The sequence below is a fragment of the Shinella sp. GW821-FHT11G07 genome (assembly GCF_058808115.1).
The window spans coordinates 1-22,149 of record NZ_JBXARJ010000025.1 but is presented as its reverse complement, the minus strand read 5'-3'; the positions used below and the strand labels follow the sequence as shown (position 1 = coordinate 22,149).

The following is a 22,149-nucleotide window of genomic DNA, read 5'->3' as shown; positions in this document are numbered from 1 at the left end:
TGGGCGTTCAACGAGATGAGCTCATCAGAAATGTGTAGGTGGCGAGTTCGAGTCCTTTAAAGGCGTGAAAGAAGGTGCGCGGCCAGCGGCCGCGCAGTGTCTTATACGGCGATGCCTTGCACTGCCGCAGCAAGCGGCTCCAGCATAACGACCTCGTCGTTGGTAAGTTCGATCGAAACTGCCGCGAGGTTTTCGACAAGCCTTGTGCGCTTGCGTGTGCCGGGGATCGGAACGGTCTTTGCATTCAGCGAGCTGGACTGGGCATAGAGCCATGCCAGGGCAAGCTGTGCCGCGGTCACGCCCTTGGCCGACGCAATTTCTTCGATCTTTGCCACCAGACGAAGGTTCGCCTCGCGGTTCTCTTCGGAGAAGCGCGGGAAATGCTGGCGAGCATCGGTTCCAGATAGGCCCCCGGCGAATGCCTGACCTGTCAGCATGCCTCGGCCGAGCGGCGAATAGGGGATGATGGTGACGCCCAGGCTGGCTGCGGCCGGTACGATGTCTTTTTCGATATCGCGGGTGACGATTGACCATTCCGACTGCAAGGCGGCAATCGGGTGGATGGCATGCGCTGTCCGCAGTTCTTCGGCGCTGACGGCAGATAGGCCGAGCCACTTCACCTTGCCTTCCTTGACCAGGTCGGCCATGGCGCCGATCGACTCTTCCAAAGGAGTGACACCATCGCGACGGTGCATGTAATAGAGGTCGATCACATCGACGCCGAGACGCTTCAGCGAGCGTTCGACCGCAGTCCTGATAAATTCCGGACGGTTGTCGAGGCTCCAGTCGTTGGGGTCTTCAGGCGTGCGCGTATAGCCGAACTTGGTGGCGATAGTGATCCGATCACGATGGGCGGCGATGAAGGGCGCCAGAAACTCTTCGTTCGAACCCACGCCATACATGTCTGCCGTGTCGTACATCGTCACGCCCAGTTCCAGCGCCCGTTCCAGCGTGGCACGGGATTCAGCTTCGTCCGTTTCGCCGTAGAACTCGCTCATGCCCATGCAGCCAAGGCCCTGGACGCCGATCAAGGGACCTGTCTGTCCGAGCTGTACCTGCCGCATAGAGGTGATTTCACTTGTCATATTGGGTCTCCACATTTTGACAAGCATGCCTTATAAGTATGGAGTATAGTCTATGGTCAAGGGCTGACGCATGCTGATTTCGGAATTTGCCAGAGCCACCGATTTGCCCGTTGATACGATCCGCTTTTACATTGCCAAAGGGCTTCTGAAGCCTGAACGCAGTGCCAAGGGAGGCTCGAACCCTTACCAGACGTTCCGCCGGGAAGATGTGACGACCGCCCGTATGATACGACTGCAGCAGACACTGGGTTACTCGCTGGGGGAGATTCTCGCGCTGAATGAAGAATATCGTGCCGGCGAGCAGTCGGCCGAACGCACGATCGCTGTCCTGCAGAAGCAGATCGCCCGGCTGGAGGAACGAAAGGCCGCGTTGGATGCGGCCCTGTCTTTCCTGCATGGCAAGGTGGACTGGGTCAAGGCGGGCAAGCCTGACGATGCGCCCCGCCTTGAAGACTATCAGTGCTGAAGGGCACGTAGTTCGGCCAGCCCTTCATCCCTCGATATCACCGGTTCGTATCCAAGCTCGCGCCTGGCCTTGCCGATATCGAACGAGACTTCCACCGCAGAAGTGGCATATCCCTGCCTTGTCAGCGGTGGAACGATCCTGCCGCCGGAGAGTGCTACCAGAGTGTCACCGAGGGCAGCGACAGTACGGACCAGGGCACGCGGCACGATCTTTTGTGGAATTTGAAGCCCTTGTGTCTCGAGAAGCGCCGACACGATCGTGCGGAAAGCAACGGGCGCGCCATCCGAAACGAAATAGACTTCCCCGCCACGACCACGGCCAAGAGCGAGTTCGACGGCGTTGCAAAGATTGCCGATATGGGTGGTCGAGGTGAGATAGGTGCCGCCGCTGATCCAGGCGAACTTGCCGGATATTACCGCCTCAGTGAGTGCCGGAAGGGCCGTCGTGTCATCCCGGCCCCAGACGAAACGCGGACGCAGAACGACGACCGCAAAATCGTCTGCATTGGCGGCAAGCGCGATGCGCTCGGCTGCCGCCTTCGTGCGCGAGTATCCGCCAACCGGCTTCTGCGGCAATGGCATGGTCTCATCGACATTGACCAGAGGCCTGCCGGTGGCAAGAACGGATTCCGTGCTCAGATGGATGACCTTGCGAATGCCGGCCCGGCGCGCCGCCTCGATCACGGCGCGGGTGCCGTCTTCATTAACGCGTCGCTGCCTTTCCGTGGCGGGTCCGTGGCCGGTGTCTGCCGCGGCATGGATCAGCGCATCGCATCCTGCCATGGCCGCGGAAAGCGAAGCGTCCAACAAGTCGCCACCCACGACCGTAGCACCTAGGGAACCCACCAGTTCCGCAGATTTATCACTGCGCGCAAGAGCCGTAACGTTGATCTCGCGGGCGACGAAATGCCGGACGAGATTACGGCCCAGATAGCCGCTGCCTCCGGTCAGAAAGATCCGTTGAAACGGGACGAGTTTATCCGTGGCCACGGCCTGTGCGGCATTGCTTTCAATCATGTCCTTCACCTGATGTATTTTTCTGAGGACCAGCCCGCCGCAACATCGGGAAGATCGCTCTCTCCCGGTTGAACTGTCACGAGCCAGTTGATTTCGCGAAGAAGCCTGTCGCGCTCCCCACGGGGAAAGTAATGGAAATCGAGATGTTCGAGGAATTTCAGTCCCTCAAGCGCCAGATATGCGAGAAGAGCGCCGCGCGGAGATGGGGAGTTCTCCACGATGCGCGCCATGGTGCGGGCCTGGTTAACCTGCATCTTGGTGCGCAGAGTGGCATCGAGGGCAAGGGCGGCACTGAGGTTGAGTGCAACCGACCTGAATTCTTCCGGGGGTGGCGCCGCGGCGGCAAGGATACGACCACGGATTGCCCTGTCGTCAGCGCCGGCGAGCTGTTCCTCGATCCCGACATGATGGGCATTGTCTCGCTCAAAGGCTCGGTCAACGACGGCTTCCACCAGCGCCTGCTTCGACTTGTGATCATAGAGCACGCTGGCCTTGTTGATCCCTGCTTCCTTGGCTACGGCATCAATGGTCAAGCTGGCCGCGCCATCCCGCCCGACAACCCGTTCAGCGGCATCAAGCACCGACTGCTGGTCGATAACACGTTTCCTGCCCATGGTGACCTCAATTTATTTCCAACCAGATGGTTATAAATAAATCATCGTGTGGATGTCCAGCATAAAAAGAACCGGAGCGGAACTTCCAGATTGAGCACCCGTGCCTAACCGGTCGTTATGCCAAAATATCGCGAACGCGACGCCTAGGCCGACACACTGTTGACGGCGTATACGCGGCAGCCTTCTGCGGAGACCCAACGTAATTGGCAACATGCTGTGGCTCGCACAAAGCAGGTGACAGGAGAGAGGATCAACCTTACCTTTCGCCTTACCGTGAAATGCAATGATTTCAATGCCCTGTAGATCCTTAGATCGAGGCCGGCGGTTCGATTCCCTTCAAGAGCGCAAAAAATTCTGTCCTGCCTATACGTATCAGCATTGTCTTGACGGGTCTGATGACGTTCTTGTCAATGGGTCGGCACTTAGGTTTGGCTAGCTGCTCAATTCGATCGTTGGCGTCATAACCTCTGTGTCGCGGGCACTCCGGCCCGAAGGGCGCCAGCCAAGAGCACTTGACTAATTGGTACGTATGTACGAAAGTATTTTGTACGTATGTACCAAACGAGGTGCTGTTGTTTCCCCCAGATAGGTACCTATCCGGCCCAAGCTTTCCCGCGAGGCCAAAATCAGCGCAGAGCGGAAAGCTCAAGTTCTTCCGCAGCCTGTCTGAACCCCGAATGCACTTCATCGAACCACGACCAGTTCTCGGTTCGAGCCGTGTTACGGGCGAGATAGGCGGTGCGGCGAAAGCGAGGAGCATCCTTCACTTCGAAAATCTGGCCGGCGTCCATTCGGTCCTTGGCGATCCGATACGGCAAATAGGCCGATCCGCCCCATTTAAGAATATGGTTCAAGGCGAAGACGCCGTTAGTGAACGTCACCACAGCTGTGTCATCAACCGGAAACGTCTCGGCGTGCCAGCGGCGGAACTCTTCGCCGTGATCGACATAGACGTACATCGGGTCCCACCGCATCAGGCCGCGCTCGACCGTCGCCACCTCGATGACGATATCTTCGAAAAGCGGACTAATGGAAAAGCCGGTCGACGGTGGCGCCTCATAGGCGATAGCGACGTCGACAATGGAGTTGATGATCCACGGACGCACCTCCGCCTCGCTCCCGCTCTCGACGTTCACCGCGACCGTCGGGCAGCGCGAGCGGGTGATATTGAGCCACAGTTCTCCCGCTCCGCTCCACAGCGCGTCGGTACAGCCAAGATTGCACACGTCGTCAAATCCGCTCGGCAGCGAGGTATCGTGACGAGCCTGGTTCCAGACCTGCATGAGGATCTGGGCGTGCTTGACGAATTTGGAACCAGTGGCTGTCAGCTCGGCGCCGGACTTGACCCGCCGCAGCAACTTCTGACCAAGCACATCTTCGAGCGCGTTGATGCGCGCCGTCACTGTCGACTGCGTGACGTTCAGCTTGGCGGCAGCCTTATTGAGATTGCCCGTTTCCATCACCACGAGAAACGTGTGCACGTGAGAAAGATTCATGTGTCCCGTCCCATTTGGAATGAATGAGAAAGTTCGAGAAATACGAATATAATTACCATAATAATTTGATTTACAGGATTATGGCTTTCTGTCAACTTTTCTTCATCCACCGGCCGCGAGGGGAAATTCTTCAGGACGGTCTTCATCTCGGGCTGGCATTGATGTGCTGGACGAGGCTCCGATCATGTCTTTGCAAGCCGATCACCCGGCTTCTGCAGCTTCGATCCGTCGATGAGGTCAAATGAACGCTGTACCTAAGATGCAGTTCGACACGTCGCATGCCGGCGAAGCTCGAGCGCCGGTTGTTTCCTGCCGGAACGTTTGGAAGGTCTTTGGACACAAGCCGGTCGTTGACGGGATTCTCGGCGACCTTCTTGCCGAGAGGATGGACGTGGAGCGCGCGCGACGGGAGCATGGCTGCGTCGTCGCGGTGAAAGGCGTCAGCTTCGACGTCCGTCCGTCCGAGGTTTTCTGCATCATGGGGCTTTCAGGTTCCGGAAAGTCGACCCTGATCCGGCACGTCAATCGCCTGATTGAGCCGACGGCAGGGGATATCCTCGTCAATGAGCGCTCAATTTCAGCTCTCGATAACAGAGGCTTGCGGGAACTGCGGGCGAGAAGGATTGGAATGGTCTTCCAGAATGTCGCTCTCCTCCCGCACCGCACTGTGGAGGAGAATACCTATCTTCCGCTTGAATTGCGCGGAGAAACCGGTCTCGCGGCACATGCTGCGGTCCAACGGGCCTTGTCCGTCGTTGGGCTTTCGGCGTGGGGAGATCGTTACCCGAGTGAACTGTCGGGCGGTATGCAGCAGCGCGTGGGATTGGCGCGGGCGCTTGCAGCGGACGCCGACATCCTGCTGATGGACGAACCGTTCAGCGCGCTCGATCCTTTGATCCGCAAGCAGTTGCAGACCGAGTTCCGACGGCTTGTCAAAACACTCGGCAAGACGGCGCTTTTCATTACCCACGACCTCGAGGAAGCGATCCGCATTGGTGACCGGATTGCGATCATGCGTGACGGGCAGATCGTGCAAACAGGAACGCCCGCCGAGATCGTGCTGTCGCCCGTCAATGAGTACGTCGCGCAATTCGTCGAGGGAATATCGCCGGTCCATTTCGTTGACGCCGAGCGCATCATGGTGCCTCCAACGCGATATCCAGGGCATGCCGCAGCTCTTTTGGCCTCCGCCGTTCCGGAAGGTTGGCCGGTCTGCGAACGCAGCACACTGCTTGCCAGGCTCATCGCCCTGCAAACCGAGACTGATCGCCCGATCGCCGTGACCGATGGCGGTTTGGTGATCGGTGTTGTCGGGCCGCGTGAAATTCTGGTCGCCGTCGGCGGGCACGGCAAGAGATAGAAGGAGATGTGACCATGGCCTTTCAGCCCGCCGATCCCGCAACGTTGACCGCAGCAGTGCCGGCACGCCAAAGCAACCGAAAACCGGTCATCCTCCATTTTGCCGATCTTCTGGTCGGACCTCTCTGCGTTTCAGCGCGGCCAAGACGTTTCCTGCTGCTATATCTGCTCGCAGATGGCACTGCGATGTGGTTCGCGATGCAGGGCCTTTTGGGCAACATGTTTCTCGTCTTTGGCCTGTCGCGCGCGGCGGCGATCGCGTTGGCACGGTTTGCCGGGCCGGAGACGAACTTCCGTCGTGAGGTCTCGGCGTGGCAGCCGTGGATCGAACTGTCGCTCTATGTTTTCAGCCTAGCCACTATCGCTATTGCCAACATGACCGGGCCGATCGCAGCGCAGCTTTCTACATTTCCATCGTCGCAGGTTGTGCGCGGCACAGCCGCAGCCTCGATCGATGCGGCGGTCACGTATCTCACCGTGCAAAGCGATGTCTTCTTTCGCATCGTGACACGCTGGCTTCTGGCGCTTCTGAAGGGATTGGAGAATGTCCTGACATTAGCGCCTTGGCCTGTCCTTTTTGCCGTCGTCGGATTTGCCGCCTGGAAGCGGGGCGGGGCAGGGCTGCTCGTCTTGGTCTGGATGGCGCTCGGTTATCTGGGGCTGTTCGGATATTGGGCGGAGGCACTGCAGACTTCGGCACTGGTGTTGGCGTCGCTCTGTGTGTGTGTCGTCATCGGTATCCCCGCCGGGATTCTTCTTGCGAAAAGTCCGACCAGCCGCGCCATAGCATCACCGGTCCTTGACCTGATGCAGACCATGCCGAGCTTTGTCTATCTGTTGCCGGCAGTCGCATTTTTCTCCATTGGCAAGCCGCCGGCGCTGATCGCGACGGTGATCTTCGCGCTGCCCCCTCTCGTCCGGCTCACCTGCCTCGGCATCGAGCAGGTTCCGTTGCATGTTCGTGAAGCGATGCAGGCGCATGGGGCCACGCCCTTGCAGATGCTGCTCAAGGCGGAACTCCCCCTTGCGCTGCCCTCCATCCGCACAGGCATCAACCAGACGATCATGATGTGCTTGTCGATGGTGGTCGTTGCCGCGCTGATCGGCGGTGGCGGGCTCGGCTATAACGTCCTCTTCGCACTGCAGAACGTCCAATACGGCGAAGGCATCCTCGCGGGCCTCGCAATCGTCTTCTGTGCCGTGCTGTTTGATCGCCTGGCGGGCAGCGGCCGCAAGACAGATCTTTGAATCCATTCCAATCAACAAGGGGAACAATGACATGCAGTTGAAGAACCGGATCCGTGCGCTTGCTCTTACCGGCGTCCTTGCGCTCATTCAGCCGCTTGCGGCAGTTGCCGGAGAAAAGATCGTGCTGGCCGATCTCACCTGGGACGAGCCGAGAGCGGTGAACGCGGTTCTCGCCGAAATCCTTACCAACACCTACGGGGCCGAGGTCAGTCTTATCGCGGCCGATCAGACAGCGATCTTCGCTGCGATGGGAAAGGGCGACGGTTCGGTGGATGTGCATCCGGCGGTCTGGTCTGGCGCGCAGCAGAGCAACATCGACCGTTTCGTCACCAGCGAGGGTAAGGTGAGGTTGAATGCCAAGCCCTACGATGCCACTGACGGATTCTATGTCCCGAAATTCTTCGCCGAACAGCACGGCATCAAGTCGATTGAGGATTTGAAGAAGCCGGAAATCGCCGCGCTATTCGATATCAATGGCGACGGCCGCGGCGACTATTGGCCGGGTGCCCCGGGCTGGGGCGTTACGAACATCTATCGGGTCAAGGGTGCGAGCTATGGATTGGAAGAGTTCTACGACCCGATCGTTGCCTCTGATGCCCTGATGAAGACGCAGCTTGCCAGCGTCGAGGCAAAGAAGACGAACGGCCTGCTGTTCTATTATTGGAAACCGGAAGCCCTGCATCAGGCCTATGAACTGACACAGCTTGAAGAGCCGGCCTTCGATGGCTTTGCAATGGAAAGCAAGAAGGCCACACCGGAGTTCAAGGCCGATGGTTGCTACAACTATGTCGACCCGAAAGAGTCGCCGGATTGGTTGAAGCAGAGCCGCATTACCTGTGCGACGCCGCCGCAGCCGATCTATATCGCCTACTCCTCCTCTCTTGAGGAACGTGCGCCGGAAATTGCAGCCTTCCTGAACAAAGTTGCGATCGAGCCGAGCGAAGTCGGTGCGTGGATCTACGCCATGACGATCGACAAGAAAGACCCTGCCACCGTAGGGAAGGAGTGGGTTTCGGCAAATCCGGAGCGCGTCAAATCCTGGACTGGCAAGTAGGCGCTATCACAACGACCTTTTCATGCGCCGCCCGGCTTGAAAGCCGGGTGGTGATTCCCCGGCACGCCAAGGTCGTTCATGTGAGGCGTTCCAACGAGTAACAGCAAGGGAGCACTTCTCCGTGGATTTCAATTATTTCCTGACCAGCTATCTCCCGACGAAGGAGTTCGGCGGCGAACGGCTCTACAGCGACATGATCGATCAAGCGCTTCTTGCGGAGCGCCTCGGGTTCCGCTCCGTTTCCATCCCCGAACATCACTTGGTCAATGTCCTCCTGGTGCCTTCCCCGCTGCAAATGGCCGTCAAGATCGCGAGCATGACGAACCGCATCGAGATCACGACGGCGATCGTCGTGTTGCCGGTCCGTGACATGCGCATATTTGCGGGCGAAGTGGTGCAGGCGGATATCCTGTGCAATGGCCGCCTCGTGCTTGGCGTCGGTCGTGGTGCCTTTGCCTACGAGGTTGAACGACTGGGCACGCCGATCGGCGAAACGCGGAAGAAATTCGACGAATCCTTCGATGTGCTCTGCGCCCTCCTGTCGCGAGAAGAGGTTTCCTGGGACGGCGAATACTATCGCTTCGAGCCGATTACCATCATGCCAAGGCCGGCGCGGCCGATCCCGATGATGGTCGCGGCCATGGCGCCGGAGGCGATCTACGCCGCCGCAAGCCGCGGCCTGAGCGTCCAGACGACGCCGCTCCAGGAATCGAATTCCGTTCTGCTGGAACAGGTGGATGCGTTCAAGCGAGGCAAGGCGGCGGCCGGGAAAAAAGGCAAGAACAGCCGGCTGTCCTTGCAGCGTGTTGCCTATGCCGCGCGGGATGACGCCGATGCAAAACGCTGCGTCGCGTTGATCCATGAGTACTACAAGCGGTTCGACAACGTCTTTTCCGGCCCAGGCATCGTCAACAAGGGGCTGATTGAGCCGCTTCCCCGCAAGCAGACGGTGGAGGAGCTGGAACGCAACGTTCTCGTGTGTCCGCCGGCCGAGATGGTCGATCGCCTGGGAGCGTATGAAGAGGCCGGCATTGACGAGGTCATCCTCAGTGGCGGCTTCGGCCAGAGCCAGGCGGACATGCTTGAGATGATGCACCGCTTCGCATCCGAGGTCGCACCGCATTTTAGCAAGAGCAACCTGAACGCAGTCGCGTGATCGGAGAATCCCATGAACGTGTCGAGCCTGAAATTATCTTGGTGGCAACGGATATTGGTAGCGCGCCCGCTTGCGGAGGCAAGGTCTCGTCGTGGTCGCTGGTCGCCGCTTTTCGTGCCTTTGCCGATCGGAGATTGCGATACGGCCGCGCTCGCTTTTGACAGGACTGCGACTGGGTCCAGGCCGAAGCCGGAAAGCACCGTGCCGTTCAGTTCGTCGGCTGAGTAACGGAGCGTTCCGCAGCTGGGAGGACTGCGTTGACCAGTCGTATACAGCCTTCCAGCCCGTTGCGAATGGATGCATCGTTATGATGACGTTCCCAGTCGAGCCAGAGGCCGTCGAGCATTGCCATTATGCTGTCGGCGAGAAGGGTTACGTCGCCCTCGCTGCCCTGCCTTTCCTCTCGCACCTTCTGAAGCACGTCCAAGAGATTCAGTCGGTAGCGGTCGTAAAGTTCACGCTCGGTTTCTGCGATTTGCGCATGGGAAAGTGCCGCCGACCAGAGATCGACACGCACACGCAGATATTCGTGTTTCAGGAAAGCCGGACTGAAGCCTGTGCCAAGAAAGGCCTTCAGCTGCTCGATCGGCGTTTTCGAGGAACGGTCGACGTCCTGAAACGTCGCGTCCAGCAGGGTTCGAGATGCATAGCGGTAGGTCTCGACCAACACCTCGTTCATATCCTTGAAGTGGTAGGTGATGTGGCCCAGCGAGATATTCGAGTGCTCGGCGATTTTCCGCGCGGTCAGCTTCGCATATCCGACGTCCTGGATGCACTGAAAGGCCGCCTCGATGATTTCCGCCCGCCGATCCTCCGAGGAGCGAAAGGTGCGTTGCTTCTTCTTGGCTTCAGTCACGCTGCATCCTCTTCATCTGTCTCGCCATATTCATCGCACATCGCGCTCCAGGCAAGAGCTTGGCGTCGCGCATTCGCGGCCCGTTCAATCAACCGTCTCCTAAGCCACACTTTCCGTATTGACAAGACGAATGGTACAGATGTACGAAATAGAAATCGTACGGATGTACAAACATTCGACGTTGCGGCCCTGCACTGAAGCGGCGTCATTGGGGGAGAAAGAAATGAGCGATTTCAACTGGGAACGTCTTTCCAATGGCAACCTCTCCCGCCGAGGGGTTCTGAAGGGTGCGGCCGCCATTGGTGGCGCGGCAATGCTCGGCGGGCTCTCCCTGCCGGGGACGGCGCGGGCTGAGCCCGTGCGCGGTGGCACGCTGACCATGGGTCTCGGCGGCGCCAACACCACGGACACGCTCGATCCGGCTCTCGCCTGGGACGATTTCATGATGGCGCTGAGCTATGGCGGCCTGCGCAACAATCTCATCGAACTCGATGCGGATGGCAACGCGGTCGGGGAGCTGGCAGAAAGCTGGGAATCGAGCGCGGACGCCAAGACCTGGATCTTCCGCCTGCGCAAGGGCGTCGAGTTCCACAACGGCAAGTCGCTGGACGTCAACGACGTGATCGCGTCGATCAACCATCATCGTGGCGAGAAGACCACATCGCTTGCAAAGAGCATCTTTTCCCAGATTGCTGACGTAAAGGCAGAGGGTGCCACAAGCGTCCGAATCGAGCTTGCTGCCGGCAATGCCGACCTCGCCATTCTCCTTTCCGACTATCATCTCGGCGTCATGCCGGCGAATGCCGACGGCAGCGTCGACTGGCAGTCGGGCATGGGTAGCGGTGGCTACAAGCTGGAAAGCTTCGAGGCGGGCGTGCGGGCCACCGCAACACGGTTTGCCAATTACTGGAAACAGGGGCGCGCCCACGTCGATGCGGTCGAGTTGATCGCGATCAACGACGTCACCGCGCGCCAGAGCGCGCTGGTCACCGGCCAGATCAACGTGATGAACCGCGTTGATCTGAAGACCATCGCCCTGCTGCAGCGCGCCGGCAAGGTGCGTGTCGATGAGGTGCAGGGCTATTGCCATGCCACCATGCCGATGCTGGTCGATATCAAGCCCTATGACGACAAGAACGTTCGCATGGCGCTGAAACATGCAATCGACCGTGAACAGTGGGTTGCGACGCTTTTGCAAGGGCATGGTGTCGTTGGAAACGACCACCCGATCCCGGCCAACCAACGCTATTTCAATGCTGAACTGCCGCAGCGTGCCTACGATCCGGACAAGGCGAAGCACTATCTGAAGCAGTCGGGCCTCGATAGCCTGTCGGTCGAGCTCAGTGCTTCCGACGCAGCGTTTGCGACCGCTGTCGATGCTGCCGTCGTGTTCAAGGAATCCGCTTCCGCCGCTGGGATAGACATCAACGTGAAGCGCGAGCCAAGCGACGGCTACTGGAGCAATGTGTGGGCGAAGAAGCCGTTCTGCACCTGCTACTGGACCGGTCGCCCGACCCCTGACGCCATCTTCTCGCTGATCTACGCCAAGGGCGCGTCCTTCGGCGATACGCATTGGGACAACGAGCGCTTCAATAGCCTTCTCCTCGAGGCGCGTGCAGAACTCGATGAGGTGAAGCGCAAGGACATGTATGGCGAGATGCAGGCCATCGTAAGCGGCGACGGCGGCACCATCGTTCCGATGTTCATGAACTACGTCAATGGACTGGGCGAGGCGGTACAGACCCCCGAGCGCCAGAACGCCGATTTGCCGCTGGATGGCATGAAGGCGATTGAACGCTGGTGGGTTACGGCCTGACACAATCTCCTGCTTCGCCCGCCGCCGTCTAAACGGCGGAAGCGGGGCGGGCGCTATCAGCCGGCGAAATCGGCCACGGCCAAACTTGAAATCGAGGACTTGGGATGACGCACACCTGGGTGGATGCGAACGACTGCGATCGCCGTCTCTTCCGCGACATGCTCGGCTCCTTCATGACCGGCGTGACCGTGGTGTCGACACGCAGTGAGGATAGGACTGTTCGCGCTTTTACGGCCAACTCCTTCACCTCGGTATCGCTCGATCCACCGCTGGTGCTGGTGTGTCTCGCAAAAACCTCCGGCAGCTACGAGACTTTCGTCGCTGCCGAGAATTTCAGCATCAGCGTGCTGGGCGATTGGCAGCGCCAGATGTCGAATGCGTTCGCCTCGCGCGATCCGTCGATGAAGGCGGAGGCACTGGCAAGGCTCGCCGGCGCGGATGTGCCCTTCGTGGACGAAAGCCTGGCAACCATGATCTGCCGGCGCGACCGGGTCATCGATGCAGGCGATCACATCATCCTGCTCGGCGCAGTGAATCGTTTCCAGTCGAAGAACGGCCAGCCGCTAGGCTACTTCCGTGGCGGTTATGTCGGCTTCGGGCTTGCCGTGCGCGAGCTGGAACAGCTTGGCGCGCCTCTCTTCGTCGGAGGCCTTCTTGAACGCGACGGTAAAGTTCTGCTCTGCCGGCGGCAGGGCAGCGATCGCTGGGAATTGCCGGGTGCGGCACTTTCAGCCGGCGAGCAGCACACCGGCGTGTTGCGTTCGCTGTTTGCCCGCTTCGGCATTCCGGCGGAAGCCTCGCTTCTCTACTCCCTGTTCCAGGAGGTGGGCGAGCGGCGTACGACGATGATGTTTTCCGTCGAAAGCAATGGCGAGGCCGAGCCGGAAAGCGCGAACGGCATCGAGGCCCGCCTGTTTGGCGTTCAGGAACGCCCTTGGGAGCTGATCGACGGCGAGATGAAACAGGGCATGTTGCTGCGCTTCTTCCGGGAACGCGAGGCCGGCTGCTTCGGCATCTATTACGACACCGCTGACGGAGGCCGCGTTGTGGCCCTCGATGGCAAGCCGCGCCCCTGGGCCGAATGGCGGCCCGACCTGTCCGCAATGCCGGCGACTGCCCGCTAGGACAGCAAGAAACGAGGACATATCACGATGGATTTCAACCACTTCCTATCCAGCTACCTGCCCGATCCCAGTTACGGGGGCACCCGGCTCTATCGCGACATGGTCGAACAGGCCGTGCAGGCCGAAAAATGCGGCTACCGCGGCGTGTCGATCCCGGAGCATCACTTGATCAACATCCTGCTCGTGCCGTCGCCGTTGCAGCTTGCGGTCAAGATTGCCTCGGCGACCTCGCGCATCGAACTCGTCACCTCGATTGCGGTATTGCCGATCCGCGACATGCGGGTTTTCGCCGGTGAGGTGGTGCAGGCCGACATGCTCTGTGATGGGCGCCTGGTTCTCGGCGTCGGCCGTGGCGCCTTCGCGTATGAGGTCGGCCGCCTCGGCACGCCGATCGAGGAGACCAAGAAGAAATTCGAGGAATCGCTTGCGGTGTTGGAAGCGCTGCTGACGCAGGAGGAGGTTTCCTGGGATGGCGATTACTACACGTTCGATCCGATCACCGTAATGCCGCGCCCCGAGCGGGTGATCCCGCTGATGCTGGCCGTGATGGCGCCGGAAGGCATCTACCATACGGCGCGCAAGGGCTATCATGTGCAGACGACACCGTTGCAGGCCTCTCATACGGTTCTGCTGGAGCAGGTCAACGCCTTCCGCCGCGGCCAGATCGAAAGTGGCAAAGACAACCGCCTCGCACTTCAGCGCGGCATCTATCTCGCGCGTGACGCGGCGGATGCGCGCGCCAAGCTCGAACTCGCCTCCACCTACTACCAGCGTTTCGACAACGTCTATAGCGGTCCAGGCATCGTGGACAACGGCTGCATCCGACCGTTGCCGCGCAAGCAGACGATTGAGGAGCTCGGCCGCAGCCTGATCATTTGCGAGACGAACGAGATGATCGACCGTCTCGCGGCCTATTCGGAGGCCGGTATCGACGAGGTGATCGTCACTTCGAACTTCGGCCAGGAGCAATCCGAAACGCTGGACATGATGGCCCGGTTTTCATCCGAGGTCATGCCGCAGCTTTCCGGAATTCGCCAGAAATCCGTCGCGTGAATGCGACACCTCAACCCAACAATCGAGGAATGACCATGCCCGTAATCAAGATCGAAATGTTTCCCGGCCGTACGCTCGAACAGAAGCGCGCCATCGCGAAGGCAGTCACCGACAGCTTCGTTGAATCCGCCAAGGCAACGCCGCAGTCGGTCCACATCATCTTCAGCGAGATCGCGCAGGACGATTGGGCTGTTGCCGGAGAGCTTTGCTCGGATCGGGCTGCAGCTGCCGCCGCGTTAGCCGAAAAGAAGTGAGGCCTTCCACGATGAGCAAGGCAATTGATTGCGCCTATGCGATCGAGGGGCAGGGGCCTGCGCTGTTCCTGATCCATGGTATCGGTGCACGCAAGACAGGCTGGACGAAGATCGTCGAGCAGCTGAAAGATCAGTTCACCTGCATTTCCTATGACCTGCGCGGCCATGGTGGTTCGCCGCTTCCCGAGGGCCGCTTCGGTCTCGACGATCTGGTCGACGACCTGGAGGCGCTGCGCGCCAAGCTTGGCATCGAGACGGCGCATTTCGCCGGACACTCGCTGGGCGGCATGATCGGCCCGGCCTATGCGCGCCGTTATCCCGAGCGGGTGCTGTCGCTCGGCCTGCTGTCGACGGCAGCATTTCGCACCGAAGACGACAGTTCCAAGGTGAAGGCCGTCGTCACCGCGATGCGCGAGAAGGGTATTCCCCAGGTTCTCGATACGCTGACGGCGCGCTGGTTCACAGACGATTTCGCAGCCGCTCGGCCGGATGTCATCGAATGGCGTAAGAAGCAGGTTGTCGATACCGACGGGGACGTGTTCCTGAACGTCTTCGACATCTACGCCGAGACGGAAATGAGCCCGTGGCTGCACGAGGTGAGCGCGCCCACGCTGGTGCTTACGGGCGAACTCGACGGCGGCTGCAATCCGCGGCTCAACAAACAGATCGCCGAAGCGCTGCCGAATTCCGAACTGATCATCCTCGATGGCCTCAAGCACGCCATCCTGATCGAAGCTTCTGACCGGGTTGGCCGACCGATGAAGGCCTTCCTGCAACAACACGCCTGATCGGCGTGGACTGCGCACGGCGCGCATCGCCGTGCGCAGTTATTTCAAACAGCGGCAAGTGTGAACGGGATCGGTCATGCGCAACATTCTTGTTCTCATCGCCAATCGGTTGGCGACCGGCGTGCTCACGCTCTGGATCGTATCGGTTATCATTTTTCTCGGCGTGTCCGCCTTGCCCGGCGACATCGCGACCGAAGTACTGGGCCAGGGGGCATCGCCCGAGACGGTCGCCGCCTTCCGCATCCAGCTTGGCCTCGACCTGCCGCTGCATGAGCGCTATGTCGCCTGGCTTTCCGGCATCCTGCACGGCGATTTCGGCACATCGCTCGCCAACCACCGACCGATCGGCGATCTCGTCTTCGGCCGCCTGTCGAGCACGCTGGAGCTGGCGCTTCTGGCCGCCGTCATGGCTGTGCCCCTTGCGCTCGCACTCGGCATCCTTGCCGCGCTCTACCGCAACGGTGTCTTCGATCGCGCAATCAACATGCTGACGCTGACATCGATCTCCTTTCCCGAATTCTTCGTCGCCTATGTGCTGATCCTGTTCCTCTCGGTGAAGGCCGGTCTGCTGCCCAGCCTTGCCGGTTCCAGCGACGGCACGGGTCTCGGGCGCATCGAAGGCATGGTCCTGCCGGCCTTGACGCTGACGCTGGTGGTCGTGGCCCATATGATGCGCATGACGCGCGCCGCTTTGATTGGAGTGCTCGCCAGCCCCTATATCGAGATGGCGAAGCTGAAGGGCGTTTCGCCCCTCGGCATCATCACGCGCCATGCCCTGCCGAATGCGCTTGCCCCGATCATCAACGTCGTGGTGCTGAACCTCGCCTATCTGATTGTCGGCGTGGTCGTCGTCGAGGTGGTGTTCGTCTATCCCGGTCTCGGCCAGCTGATGGTCGACAGCGTCCAGAAGCGCGACATTCCGGTGGTGCAGGCGTGCAGCCTGATCTTCGCCGCAACCTACATCCTCCTCAACCTGACGGCCGATATTCTCGCAACGGCGACAAATCCACGCCTGTTGCATCGCCGATGAAACGCCGAGAGACCATGCTTCTTCCCAAGGAACCTTCCATGACTGCACTTGCGCGCGGCAGCGCCGTGTCGTCCGCAACAGGCGGACGGCTTTCCCCCAACTGGCTGAAAGCACTTGCGGCAGCCCCGCTGAGCGCAAAGCTGGGCCTCTTCATCGTCATTTTCTATGTCGGGCTCGCCCTTCTGGCGCCCTGGATCAGCCCCTATGGCGAGGCAGAAATCGTCGGGCCGCAATTTTCGGCATGGAGCAGCGAATTTCTGCTCGGCACCGACAATCTCGGCCGCGACATGCTGAGCCGGCTGATTTTTGGCGCACGAAACACCGTCGGGATCGCCTTTGCAGCGACGCTGCTGGCTTTCGCAGTCGGCGGAACGCTGGGCATTTTTTCAGCGGTGGCGGGTGGGTGGCCGGATCATTTGCTGTCACGCACCGTCGATGTGTTGATGGCGATACCGCAGCTGATCTTTTCCATGTTTCTTCTGACGATCTTCGGCATGTCCATTCCGGTGTTGATCGTCGTCATCGCGCTGGTCGACTCCACCCGTGTCTTTCGTCTGGCGCGCGCGCTCGCCATGAACGTGACGGTGATGGATTACATCGACGTGGCGCGGCTGCGCGGCGAAAGCCGGCTCTGGATCATGCGCCGCGAGATCTTGCCGAATATCCTGTCGCCGCTCGTCGCCGAGTTCGGCCTGCGCTTCTGCTTCGTCTTCCTGATGATCAGCGCCTTGAGTTTTCTCGGCCTCGGCATTCAGCCGCCCACGGCGGACTGGGGCTCGATGGTGCGCGACAATGCGACCCTCATCACCTATGGCGACGTCACGCCGCTGCTGCCGGCCGCCGCGATCGCCGTGTTAACGATCGGCATCAACTATGTCGTCGACTGGTTCCTAGATAAATCCAGCGGCCTACGCGATGGACAGTGAGGCTCATATGGCGAAGCCCGGTATTCTTCTCGATGTGCGCGATCTCAGGATCGAAGGCGAAAGCGGCGGCCGGTGGCAGGAGATCGTCAAAGGGGTTTCCTTCCGGCTCGATCGTGGTGAGGTGCTCGGCCTGATCGGCGAATCCGGCGCGGGGAAATCCACCATAGGCCTGGCCGCGCTCGGCTATGCGCGACCGGGCTGCCGCTTTTCCGGCGGGCAGGTCCTGTTCGAAGGGCGCGATCTCCTTCGCATGTCCGAAAAGGAGCTGAGGCGGCTGCGGGGCATGCGGATCGCCTATGTCGCACAGTCGGCTGCGGCCTATTTCAATCCGGCGCATCGCTTGATCGACCAGTTCATCGAAGTGCTGGCGGTGCATGGTTTCTCCGATCGTGCCGCCGCGGCGACCAAGGCGCGCGAACTCTATCGGCGCCTCGGCCTGCCCGATGCGGAGCAATTTGGGCAACGCTATCCGCACCAGGTTTCGGGCGGACAGTTGCAACGGGCGATGATTGCGATGGCGATGGCCGGCGATCCGGATCTCATCGTCTTTGACGAACCGACGACAGCACTTGACGTCACCACCCAGGTCGGCGTGCTCATGGCTGTGCGCAGTGCCGTGCGATGGTCGAAGACGGCTGCGCTCTATATCACGCATGATCTTGCGGTGGTGGCGCAGGTCGCGGACCGGATCATGGTGCTTCGGCACGGCGAGACCGTCGAGGAAGCCGGGACACGGGCGCTCCTCGACACACCCGGCCAGGACTATACGCGCCGTCTTCTGGCTGCCGATCCGGCCATTCGCCCTCAGCGCACCGCAGATGCGCTTCTGCTCGAAATCGCCGGTCTGTCGGCCTCCTATGGCGCACGGCGCGTGCTTGACAGCATTTCCATCCGTGTGCCGAAGGGCCGCACGATGGCGATCGTCGGAGAATCCGGATCCGGAAAGTCGACGCTGGCGCGGGTCATCACCGGCCTGCTTGTGCCCGATACCGGCACCCTGCGCTTTGATGGCGCGACGCTTTCGGGCGGGATCAACCAGCGCGACCGCGAAACGCTGCGCCGCATTCAGCTGATCCACCAGATTCCGGACACGGCGCTCAACCCGCGTCAGAAGATTTCCGAGATATTGGGGCGTCCGCTGGGGTTCTACGGCGGTCTGAAAAGTGAAGCCGTTGCGGGGCAGGTGGCACGGCTGCTGGAGCAGGTCGAGCTCTCGCCGACGCTTGCCGAGCGGTTTCCCGGCGAGCTTTCCGGCGGACAGAAACAACGCATCTGCATCGCCCGCGCGATTGCGGCCGATCCCGACCTGATTATTTGCGACGAGGTGACGTCGGGACTCGATCCGCTGGTGGCGGAGGGAATACTGGATTTGCTTTCCACCCTGCAAAAGCAGAGTGGAAAGACCTATCTGTTCATTACGCATGACCTGAAGATCGTCGCCGCGATCGCCGACACGGTGGTCGTCATGAAAGATGGCGAGGTGGTCGAGCAGAACGAACGGGACGCGGTGCTGCAAAATCCGAGTAGCGACTACACGGAATGCCTCATCGCGTCCGTTCCCCAGATGCATGGTGGCTGGCTGGACGCGCTGATTGCGCGCCAGGGCGGCACCCCGTGAAACTTTGAAGACGGAGATTTCAATGACGATCGAAAACCAGGCCTATTGCGACACCAAGCTTTTGATCAACGGTGAATGGCGAAATGCAACGGACGGCGCGACGTTGCCGGTATTCGATCCGGCGACCGGCGAAGCGATCGGCAAGGTATCGAAGGCGACCCGGGCCGATCTCGAGGCCGCCGTTTCTGCCGCTTCTGCCGGTTTCGAGGCATGGCGCTCCGTATCTGCCTACAAGCGATCGAAGATCATGCGTAAGGCCGCCGATATTCTGAGGGAGCGCAAGGAGCGGATCGCCGTTCTGATGACCCGTGAACAGGGCAAGCCGCTGAACGAAGCGCTTGGCGAAATCGGCGCGGCCAGCGATCTCATCGAATGGTTTGCGGAGGAGGGCCGGCGCGCCTATGGCCAGGTGATCCCGGGCCGCAGTTCCAACGTTTCCCAGAGCACGATCAAGCTTCCCGTCGGCCCGGCCGCTGCCTTCACGCCGTGGAATTTCCCAATAAACCAGATCGTGCGCAAGCTTTCGGCGGCGCTTGCCGCCGGTTGCTCGATCATCATCAAAGCGCCGGAGGAAACGCCGGCTGCGCCCGCGGAACTGCTCCGGGCCTTCGTCGATGCCGGTGTGCCGGCTGGTGTCGTTGGTCTGGTCTTCGGCGTGCCGGCGGAGATATCCGAATATCTCATCGCGCATCCGGTTATCCGCAAGATCTCCTTCACGGGGTCAACGCCGGTTGGCAAGCAACTCGCCTCGCTTGCAGGCCTCCACATGAAGCGGGCGACGATGGAGCTCGGCGGTCATGCCCCGGCAATCGTCCTCGACGATGCGGATGTCGCCAAGGCAGTGCAGGTTCTTTCCGTCTCGAAGTTTCGCAATGCGGGCCAGGTCTGTGTTTCGCCCACGCGCTTTCTGGTCCAGGAAAAGGTGTTCGACCAGTTCCTCGATGGCTTTGTCGAAGCCGCACGCGCCATCAAGATCGGCAACGGATTGGAAAAGGACGTCACGATGGGCCCGCTCGCCAACGAACGGCGAATCCCGGCTCTCGAGTCACTCATCAGCGATGCCGTGGAACGGGGCGGCAGGCTGGTTACTGGCGGGCGTCGGGTCGGCAACAAGGGCAACTTCTTCGAGGCGACAGTGCTGGCGAACGTGCCGACGGAAGCCCGCGTGATGAACGAAGAGCCCTTCGGGCCGCTCGCGATCATCAATCCGGTCAAGAACCTCGACGCGGCGATCGAAGAAGCCAACCGCCTAACGTTCGGCTTGGCTTCCTACGCCTTCACCACGTCGATCGAAAGTGCACAGGCGCTTGCGACAGGCGTCGAAGCCGGGATGACCACGATCAATCACAACGGCCTCGCGCTGCCTGAAGTGCCTTTCGGTGGCATAAAGGATTCCGGCTACGGCAACGAAGGTGGTTCCGAGGCAATCGACGCTTATCTCGTGACGAAGTTCATCTCAGTGACCTGAGTAGTGTGGCCGGAGATGCTTGATGAGCGGGGATCTCGAAATCCATCATTTGATCCGCGCCGCACGGACTGCCCGACGCATGTCGCTGAGAACGCTCGCTGCGATCACAGGATTAACGCCAAGTTTTCTCAGCCAGTTTGAGCGCGGAAAGTGCGGCGCAAACGAAATGACGATCGCTCGCATCTGTGACGGGCTGGGTCTGTGCTACTCGAATGTAAGCACCGGGCGGAGGCTTCAGCACAGTATCATACGGAACGACATAATTCACGGTGTTCATGTGGCTGGCGATAATTACAGCGTTTCTCTCGATAGGTTTCCCCGCGGCAGTCTGCAAGTGGACACAATCGCTTTGCGCCCTGGAGTGAGGACTCTGCTCGGTGGGGATCACGCCTCGCACGCCATAAGATACCTAATTGTTACGAATGGTCGAATTAAAATTTGCTCTGATCGCCAGTGTCTGCCCCTTGGTGAGGGTGATACGTTCGAATGTTTCACCGGTCATCAGATTCAAATTTCAAGCTGTGATCAACGGGAGGCTCGGCTGATTTGCATCTCCTCGCCTAGCGCATACCCCGACTAATTCTGGCGAGAGGCACCAGCCGCACCGACGATCCCAACTGCAACTTGCGACCTGACTGCTTAAAAGGTGCTTGCGCCCGAAATTGGAAATGATTGCTGCGGTTTGTCATAAGGAAACGTGGCTCGGCGGCTCGTATCCTTTCACATCAGGTTTTTTGTCAATCGTTCATCCGAATGGCATCGAATTTCTCCTTTGTAGCGGATCCGCGGTCTGAGCCCATAGTAATTACCGGCCCGGTTCTCGGGCCTATACAACCTCACATCCGGTCGCCGCTCTTAATGGGCACAGTAACTATAGCCGTTTGCAGGCTTCGCGATTTGAACCTATCAACAACCTCACGTAGCTGGGTTGGATAGTTGGGAGCCGTCATGACAGCGCCATACGATGATCTTGGCTCGCTCGATGACTGGCTCCTTAAACAAGGGATTGAGCAGGCAGAGCGCGGAATTTCGATTGAAGACGAGCTTATTCCGGGGACGGTCGAGCGATTGGGACTGCCTTATGCCTATCTTTACGCTACGGTTATTTTCGACGGGGAAGTCGCCAATGGTGGCCTTCCTCAATTCTTCGAAAACTCATCCGGCGCTTTGGCTCCTATCGTTCGGGATGCGTTGCAGGCAATGGAAGTGCTCCATTACGCGACCATCATGGCGGAACTTATCAAGGCTTTTGGGCCGGAATACCCTCGCAATCAGTGGGTTCGAGTCGCTAAGATAGACTCAGACACTTCTATCCAGGAAATGCTGGAGCGCGGCTATCATGCCATTGATGTCTGGAGCCGGGAGTTCATCCTCGCACGCGACATTTACGCCAGAAAAAATGAACTGTTGAAATTGACCTGCCACTGAACTTTCATCCGGCGGCGATTAGCGATGCTCACGTGGGGCCGAGGCTGCTTTGCGCCTCAATTCCGGCCGTTCACGCGGACCGCAAATTTCGCCAAAGCAGCCGTTCGGCCTGTTTGGGCTGAATGTCCCCGAAATAGCGGCCGCCACGTGAAAAGCCGGTCGATGGCGCCGGCGCCGAGAATGATGCTGCCGTCCGCAAACAGGTAATCACCGACGACTGAGGTGACACGGCGAAAGTGGTCCGGTTTTGATGTTAGTTTTCGGCGGATTTTCCTCTTGTTTGAAAGGAGAGTT

The 22,149-nt window shown here is 59.8% G+C and carries 22 protein-coding genes; 16 read left to right on the top strand and 6 right to left on the bottom strand.

The window, feature by feature from the left end; translation table 11 throughout:
- Positions 1 to 101 precede the first annotated feature (101 nt).
- On the bottom strand, positions 102 to 1,085 hold the full coding sequence (locus AC1RT2_RS30615; RefSeq protein ID WP_493108098.1) for an aldo/keto reductase: 984 nt from the start codon (positions 1,083 to 1,085) through the stop codon (positions 102 to 104).
- 70 nt (positions 1,086 to 1,155) lie between these two features.
- On the opposite strand from AC1RT2_RS30615, the gene AC1RT2_RS30610 reads away from it, so the two are divergent.
- On the top strand, positions 1,156 to 1,551 hold the full coding sequence (locus AC1RT2_RS30610) for a MerR family transcriptional regulator (protein WP_493108097.1): 396 nt from the start codon (positions 1,156 to 1,158) through the stop codon (positions 1,549 to 1,551).
- On the opposite strand, the gene AC1RT2_RS30605 is transcribed toward AC1RT2_RS30610, so the two are convergent.
- From AC1RT2_RS30605 to AC1RT2_RS30595, 3 genes are all read right to left on the bottom strand, one after another.
- Complete coding sequence (locus AC1RT2_RS30605) at positions 1,542 to 2,567, bottom strand: NAD-dependent epimerase/dehydratase family protein (RefSeq protein ID WP_493108095.1); 1,026 nt, start codon at positions 2,565 to 2,567, stop codon at positions 1,542 to 1,544. The two genes, AC1RT2_RS30610 and AC1RT2_RS30605, sit on opposite strands and share 10 nt — an antisense overlap.
- Before the next feature lie 5 nt (positions 2,568 to 2,572).
- Positions 2,573 to 3,181, bottom strand: coding sequence for a TetR family transcriptional regulator (locus AC1RT2_RS30600; protein WP_493108094.1), 609 nt, complete (start codon positions 3,179 to 3,181; stop codon positions 2,573 to 2,575).
- Positions 3,182 to 3,807: 626 nt separating this feature from the next.
- Positions 3,808 to 4,677, bottom strand: a complete 870-nt coding sequence (locus AC1RT2_RS30595; protein ID WP_493108092.1) for a LysR family transcriptional regulator — start codon at positions 4,675 to 4,677, stop codon at positions 3,808 to 3,810.
- Between the two features lie 241 nt (positions 4,678 to 4,918).
- On the opposite strand from AC1RT2_RS30595, the gene AC1RT2_RS30590 reads away from it, so the two are divergent.
- The 4 genes from AC1RT2_RS30590 to AC1RT2_RS30575 all read left to right on the top strand — a co-directional run bounded on the left by AC1RT2_RS30590 (position 4,919) and on the right by AC1RT2_RS30575 (position 9,494).
- Positions 4,919 to 6,037 (top strand): ATP-binding cassette domain-containing protein, encoded by a 1,119-nt coding sequence (locus AC1RT2_RS30590; RefSeq protein ID WP_493108090.1) that lies wholly within the window; start codon positions 4,919 to 4,921, stop codon positions 6,035 to 6,037.
- Positions 6,038 to 6,051: 14 nt separating this feature from the next.
- Positions 6,052 to 7,284 carry an ABC transporter permease gene (locus AC1RT2_RS30585; protein WP_493108088.1) on the top strand — a complete coding sequence of 411 codons (1,233 nt, stop codon included), beginning with the start codon at positions 6,052 to 6,054 and terminating at the stop codon, positions 7,282 to 7,284.
- 31 nt (positions 7,285 to 7,315) lie between these two features.
- Complete coding sequence (locus tag AC1RT2_RS30580; RefSeq protein ID WP_493108087.1) at positions 7,316 to 8,338, top strand: ABC transporter substrate-binding protein; 1,023 nt, start codon at positions 7,316 to 7,318, stop codon at positions 8,336 to 8,338.
- 121 nt (positions 8,339 to 8,459) lie between these two features.
- Positions 8,460 to 9,494 (top strand): LLM class flavin-dependent oxidoreductase, encoded by a 1,035-nt coding sequence (locus AC1RT2_RS30575; protein WP_493108085.1) that lies wholly within the window; start codon positions 8,460 to 8,462, stop codon positions 9,492 to 9,494.
- A 208-nt stretch (positions 9,495 to 9,702) separates the two neighbouring features.
- On the opposite strand, the gene AC1RT2_RS30570 is transcribed toward AC1RT2_RS30575, so the two are convergent.
- On the bottom strand, positions 9,703 to 10,350 hold the full coding sequence (locus AC1RT2_RS30570; RefSeq protein ID WP_493108083.1) for a TetR/AcrR family transcriptional regulator: 648 nt from the start codon (positions 10,348 to 10,350) through the stop codon (positions 9,703 to 9,705).
- A gap of 223 nt (positions 10,351 to 10,573) precedes the next feature.
- On the opposite strand from AC1RT2_RS30570, the gene AC1RT2_RS30565 reads away from it, so the two are divergent.
- The 11 genes from AC1RT2_RS30565 to AC1RT2_RS30515 all read left to right on the top strand — a co-directional run bounded on the left by AC1RT2_RS30565 (position 10,574) and on the right by AC1RT2_RS30515 (position 21,855).
- The gene (locus tag AC1RT2_RS30565; RefSeq protein ID WP_493108081.1) at positions 10,574 to 12,166 is read left to right on the top strand and encodes an ABC transporter substrate-binding protein; all 1,593 of its coding nucleotides are present in this window, start codon (positions 10,574 to 10,576) and stop codon (positions 12,164 to 12,166) included.
- 104 nt (positions 12,167 to 12,270) lie between these two features.
- Entirely contained in the window at positions 12,271 to 13,290 is a 1,020-nt protein-coding gene (locus tag AC1RT2_RS30560; RefSeq protein ID WP_493108079.1) for a flavin reductase, read from the top strand.
- A gap of 27 nt (positions 13,291 to 13,317) precedes the next feature.
- Complete coding sequence (locus tag AC1RT2_RS30555; protein ID WP_493108077.1) at positions 13,318 to 14,343, top strand: LLM class flavin-dependent oxidoreductase; 1,026 nt, start codon at positions 13,318 to 13,320, stop codon at positions 14,341 to 14,343.
- A 29-nt stretch (positions 14,344 to 14,372) separates the two neighbouring features.
- A complete protein-coding gene (gene thmT, locus AC1RT2_RS30550; protein ID WP_493108075.1) occupies positions 14,373 to 14,597 on the top strand; it encodes a 2-hydroxymuconate tautomerase in 225 nt (74 codons plus the stop codon).
- 11 nt (positions 14,598 to 14,608) lie between these two features.
- Positions 14,609 to 15,385 carry an alpha/beta fold hydrolase gene (locus AC1RT2_RS30545; RefSeq protein WP_493108073.1) on the top strand — a complete coding sequence of 259 codons (777 nt, stop codon included), beginning with the start codon at positions 14,609 to 14,611 and terminating at the stop codon, positions 15,383 to 15,385.
- Between the two features lie 76 nt (positions 15,386 to 15,461).
- On the top strand, positions 15,462 to 16,415 hold the full coding sequence (locus AC1RT2_RS30540) for an ABC transporter permease (protein ID WP_493108071.1): 954 nt from the start codon (positions 15,462 to 15,464) through the stop codon (positions 16,413 to 16,415).
- 38 nt (positions 16,416 to 16,453) lie between these two features.
- Positions 16,454 to 17,341, top strand: coding sequence for an ABC transporter permease (locus AC1RT2_RS30535; RefSeq protein ID WP_493108070.1), 888 nt, complete (start codon positions 16,454 to 16,456; stop codon positions 17,339 to 17,341).
- A gap of 7 nt (positions 17,342 to 17,348) precedes the next feature.
- Positions 17,349 to 18,959, top strand: coding sequence for an ABC transporter ATP-binding protein (locus AC1RT2_RS30530; RefSeq protein WP_493108068.1), 1,611 nt, complete (start codon positions 17,349 to 17,351; stop codon positions 18,957 to 18,959).
- 22 nt (positions 18,960 to 18,981) lie between these two features.
- A complete protein-coding gene (locus tag AC1RT2_RS30525; RefSeq protein ID WP_493108066.1) occupies positions 18,982 to 20,427 on the top strand; it encodes an NAD-dependent succinate-semialdehyde dehydrogenase in 1,446 nt (481 codons plus the stop codon).
- A 22-nt stretch (positions 20,428 to 20,449) separates the two neighbouring features.
- Positions 20,450 to 21,007: a helix-turn-helix domain-containing protein gene (locus tag AC1RT2_RS30520; RefSeq protein WP_493108064.1), complete on the top strand. Its 558-nt coding sequence runs from the start codon at positions 20,450 to 20,452 to the stop codon at positions 21,005 to 21,007.
- Positions 21,008 to 21,375: 368 nt separating this feature from the next.
- On the top strand, positions 21,376 to 21,855 hold the full coding sequence (locus AC1RT2_RS30515) for a DMP19 family protein (RefSeq protein ID WP_493108062.1): 480 nt from the start codon (positions 21,376 to 21,378) through the stop codon (positions 21,853 to 21,855).
- 56 nt (positions 21,856 to 21,911) lie between these two features.
- Here the strand turns inward: AC1RT2_RS30515 and AC1RT2_RS30510 are convergent.
- Positions 21,912 to 22,149 (bottom strand): hypothetical protein (locus tag AC1RT2_RS30510; protein WP_493108061.1); only part of this gene is annotated, 238 nt, incomplete at its 5' end.

Bases quoted from the DNA above. Each gene is read 5' to 3' on its own strand.
- AC1RT2_RS30520 (WP_493108064.1), top strand. From the start codon at position 20,450: ATGAGCGGGGATCTCGAAATCCATCATTTGATCCGCGCCGCACGGACT.
- thmT (WP_493108075.1), top strand. From the start codon at position 14,373: ATGACCATGCCCGTAATCAAGATCGAAATGTTTCCCGGCCGTACGCTC.
- AC1RT2_RS30560 (WP_493108079.1), top strand. From the start codon at position 12,271: ATGACGCACACCTGGGTGGATGCGAACGACTGCGATCGCCGTCTCTTC.
- AC1RT2_RS30555 (WP_493108077.1), top strand. From the start codon at position 13,318: ATGGATTTCAACCACTTCCTATCCAGCTACCTGCCCGATCCCAGTTAC.
- AC1RT2_RS30615 (WP_493108098.1), bottom strand. From the start codon at position 1,085: ATGACAAGTGAAATCACCTCTATGCGGCAGGTACAGCTCGGACAGACA.
- AC1RT2_RS30605 (WP_493108095.1), bottom strand. From the start codon at position 2,567: ATGATTGAAAGCAATGCCGCACAGGCCGTGGCCACGGATAAACTCGTC.
- AC1RT2_RS30610 (WP_493108097.1), top strand. From the start codon at position 1,156: ATGCTGATTTCGGAATTTGCCAGAGCCACCGATTTGCCCGTTGATACG.
- AC1RT2_RS30525 (WP_493108066.1), top strand. From the start codon at position 18,982: ATGACGATCGAAAACCAGGCCTATTGCGACACCAAGCTTTTGATCAAC.
- AC1RT2_RS30565 (WP_493108081.1), top strand. From the start codon at position 10,574: ATGAGCGATTTCAACTGGGAACGTCTTTCCAATGGCAACCTCTCCCGC.
- AC1RT2_RS30545 (WP_493108073.1), top strand. From the start codon at position 14,609: ATGAGCAAGGCAATTGATTGCGCCTATGCGATCGAGGGGCAGGGGCCT.
- AC1RT2_RS30585 (WP_493108088.1), top strand. From the start codon at position 6,052: ATGGCCTTTCAGCCCGCCGATCCCGCAACGTTGACCGCAGCAGTGCCG.
- AC1RT2_RS30515 (WP_493108062.1), top strand. From the start codon at position 21,376: ATGACAGCGCCATACGATGATCTTGGCTCGCTCGATGACTGGCTCCTT.
- AC1RT2_RS30530 (WP_493108068.1), top strand. From the start codon at position 17,349: ATGGCGAAGCCCGGTATTCTTCTCGATGTGCGCGATCTCAGGATCGAA.
- AC1RT2_RS30540 (WP_493108071.1), top strand. From the start codon at position 15,462: ATGCGCAACATTCTTGTTCTCATCGCCAATCGGTTGGCGACCGGCGTG.
- AC1RT2_RS30600 (WP_493108094.1), bottom strand. From the start codon at position 3,181: ATGGGCAGGAAACGTGTTATCGACCAGCAGTCGGTGCTTGATGCCGCT.
- AC1RT2_RS30595 (WP_493108092.1), bottom strand. From the start codon at position 4,677: ATGAATCTTTCTCACGTGCACACGTTTCTCGTGGTGATGGAAACGGGC.
- AC1RT2_RS30535 (WP_493108070.1), top strand. From the start codon at position 16,454: ATGACTGCACTTGCGCGCGGCAGCGCCGTGTCGTCCGCAACAGGCGGA.
- AC1RT2_RS30580 (WP_493108087.1), top strand. From the start codon at position 7,316: ATGCAGTTGAAGAACCGGATCCGTGCGCTTGCTCTTACCGGCGTCCTT.
- AC1RT2_RS30590 (WP_493108090.1), top strand. From the start codon at position 4,919: ATGAACGCTGTACCTAAGATGCAGTTCGACACGTCGCATGCCGGCGAA.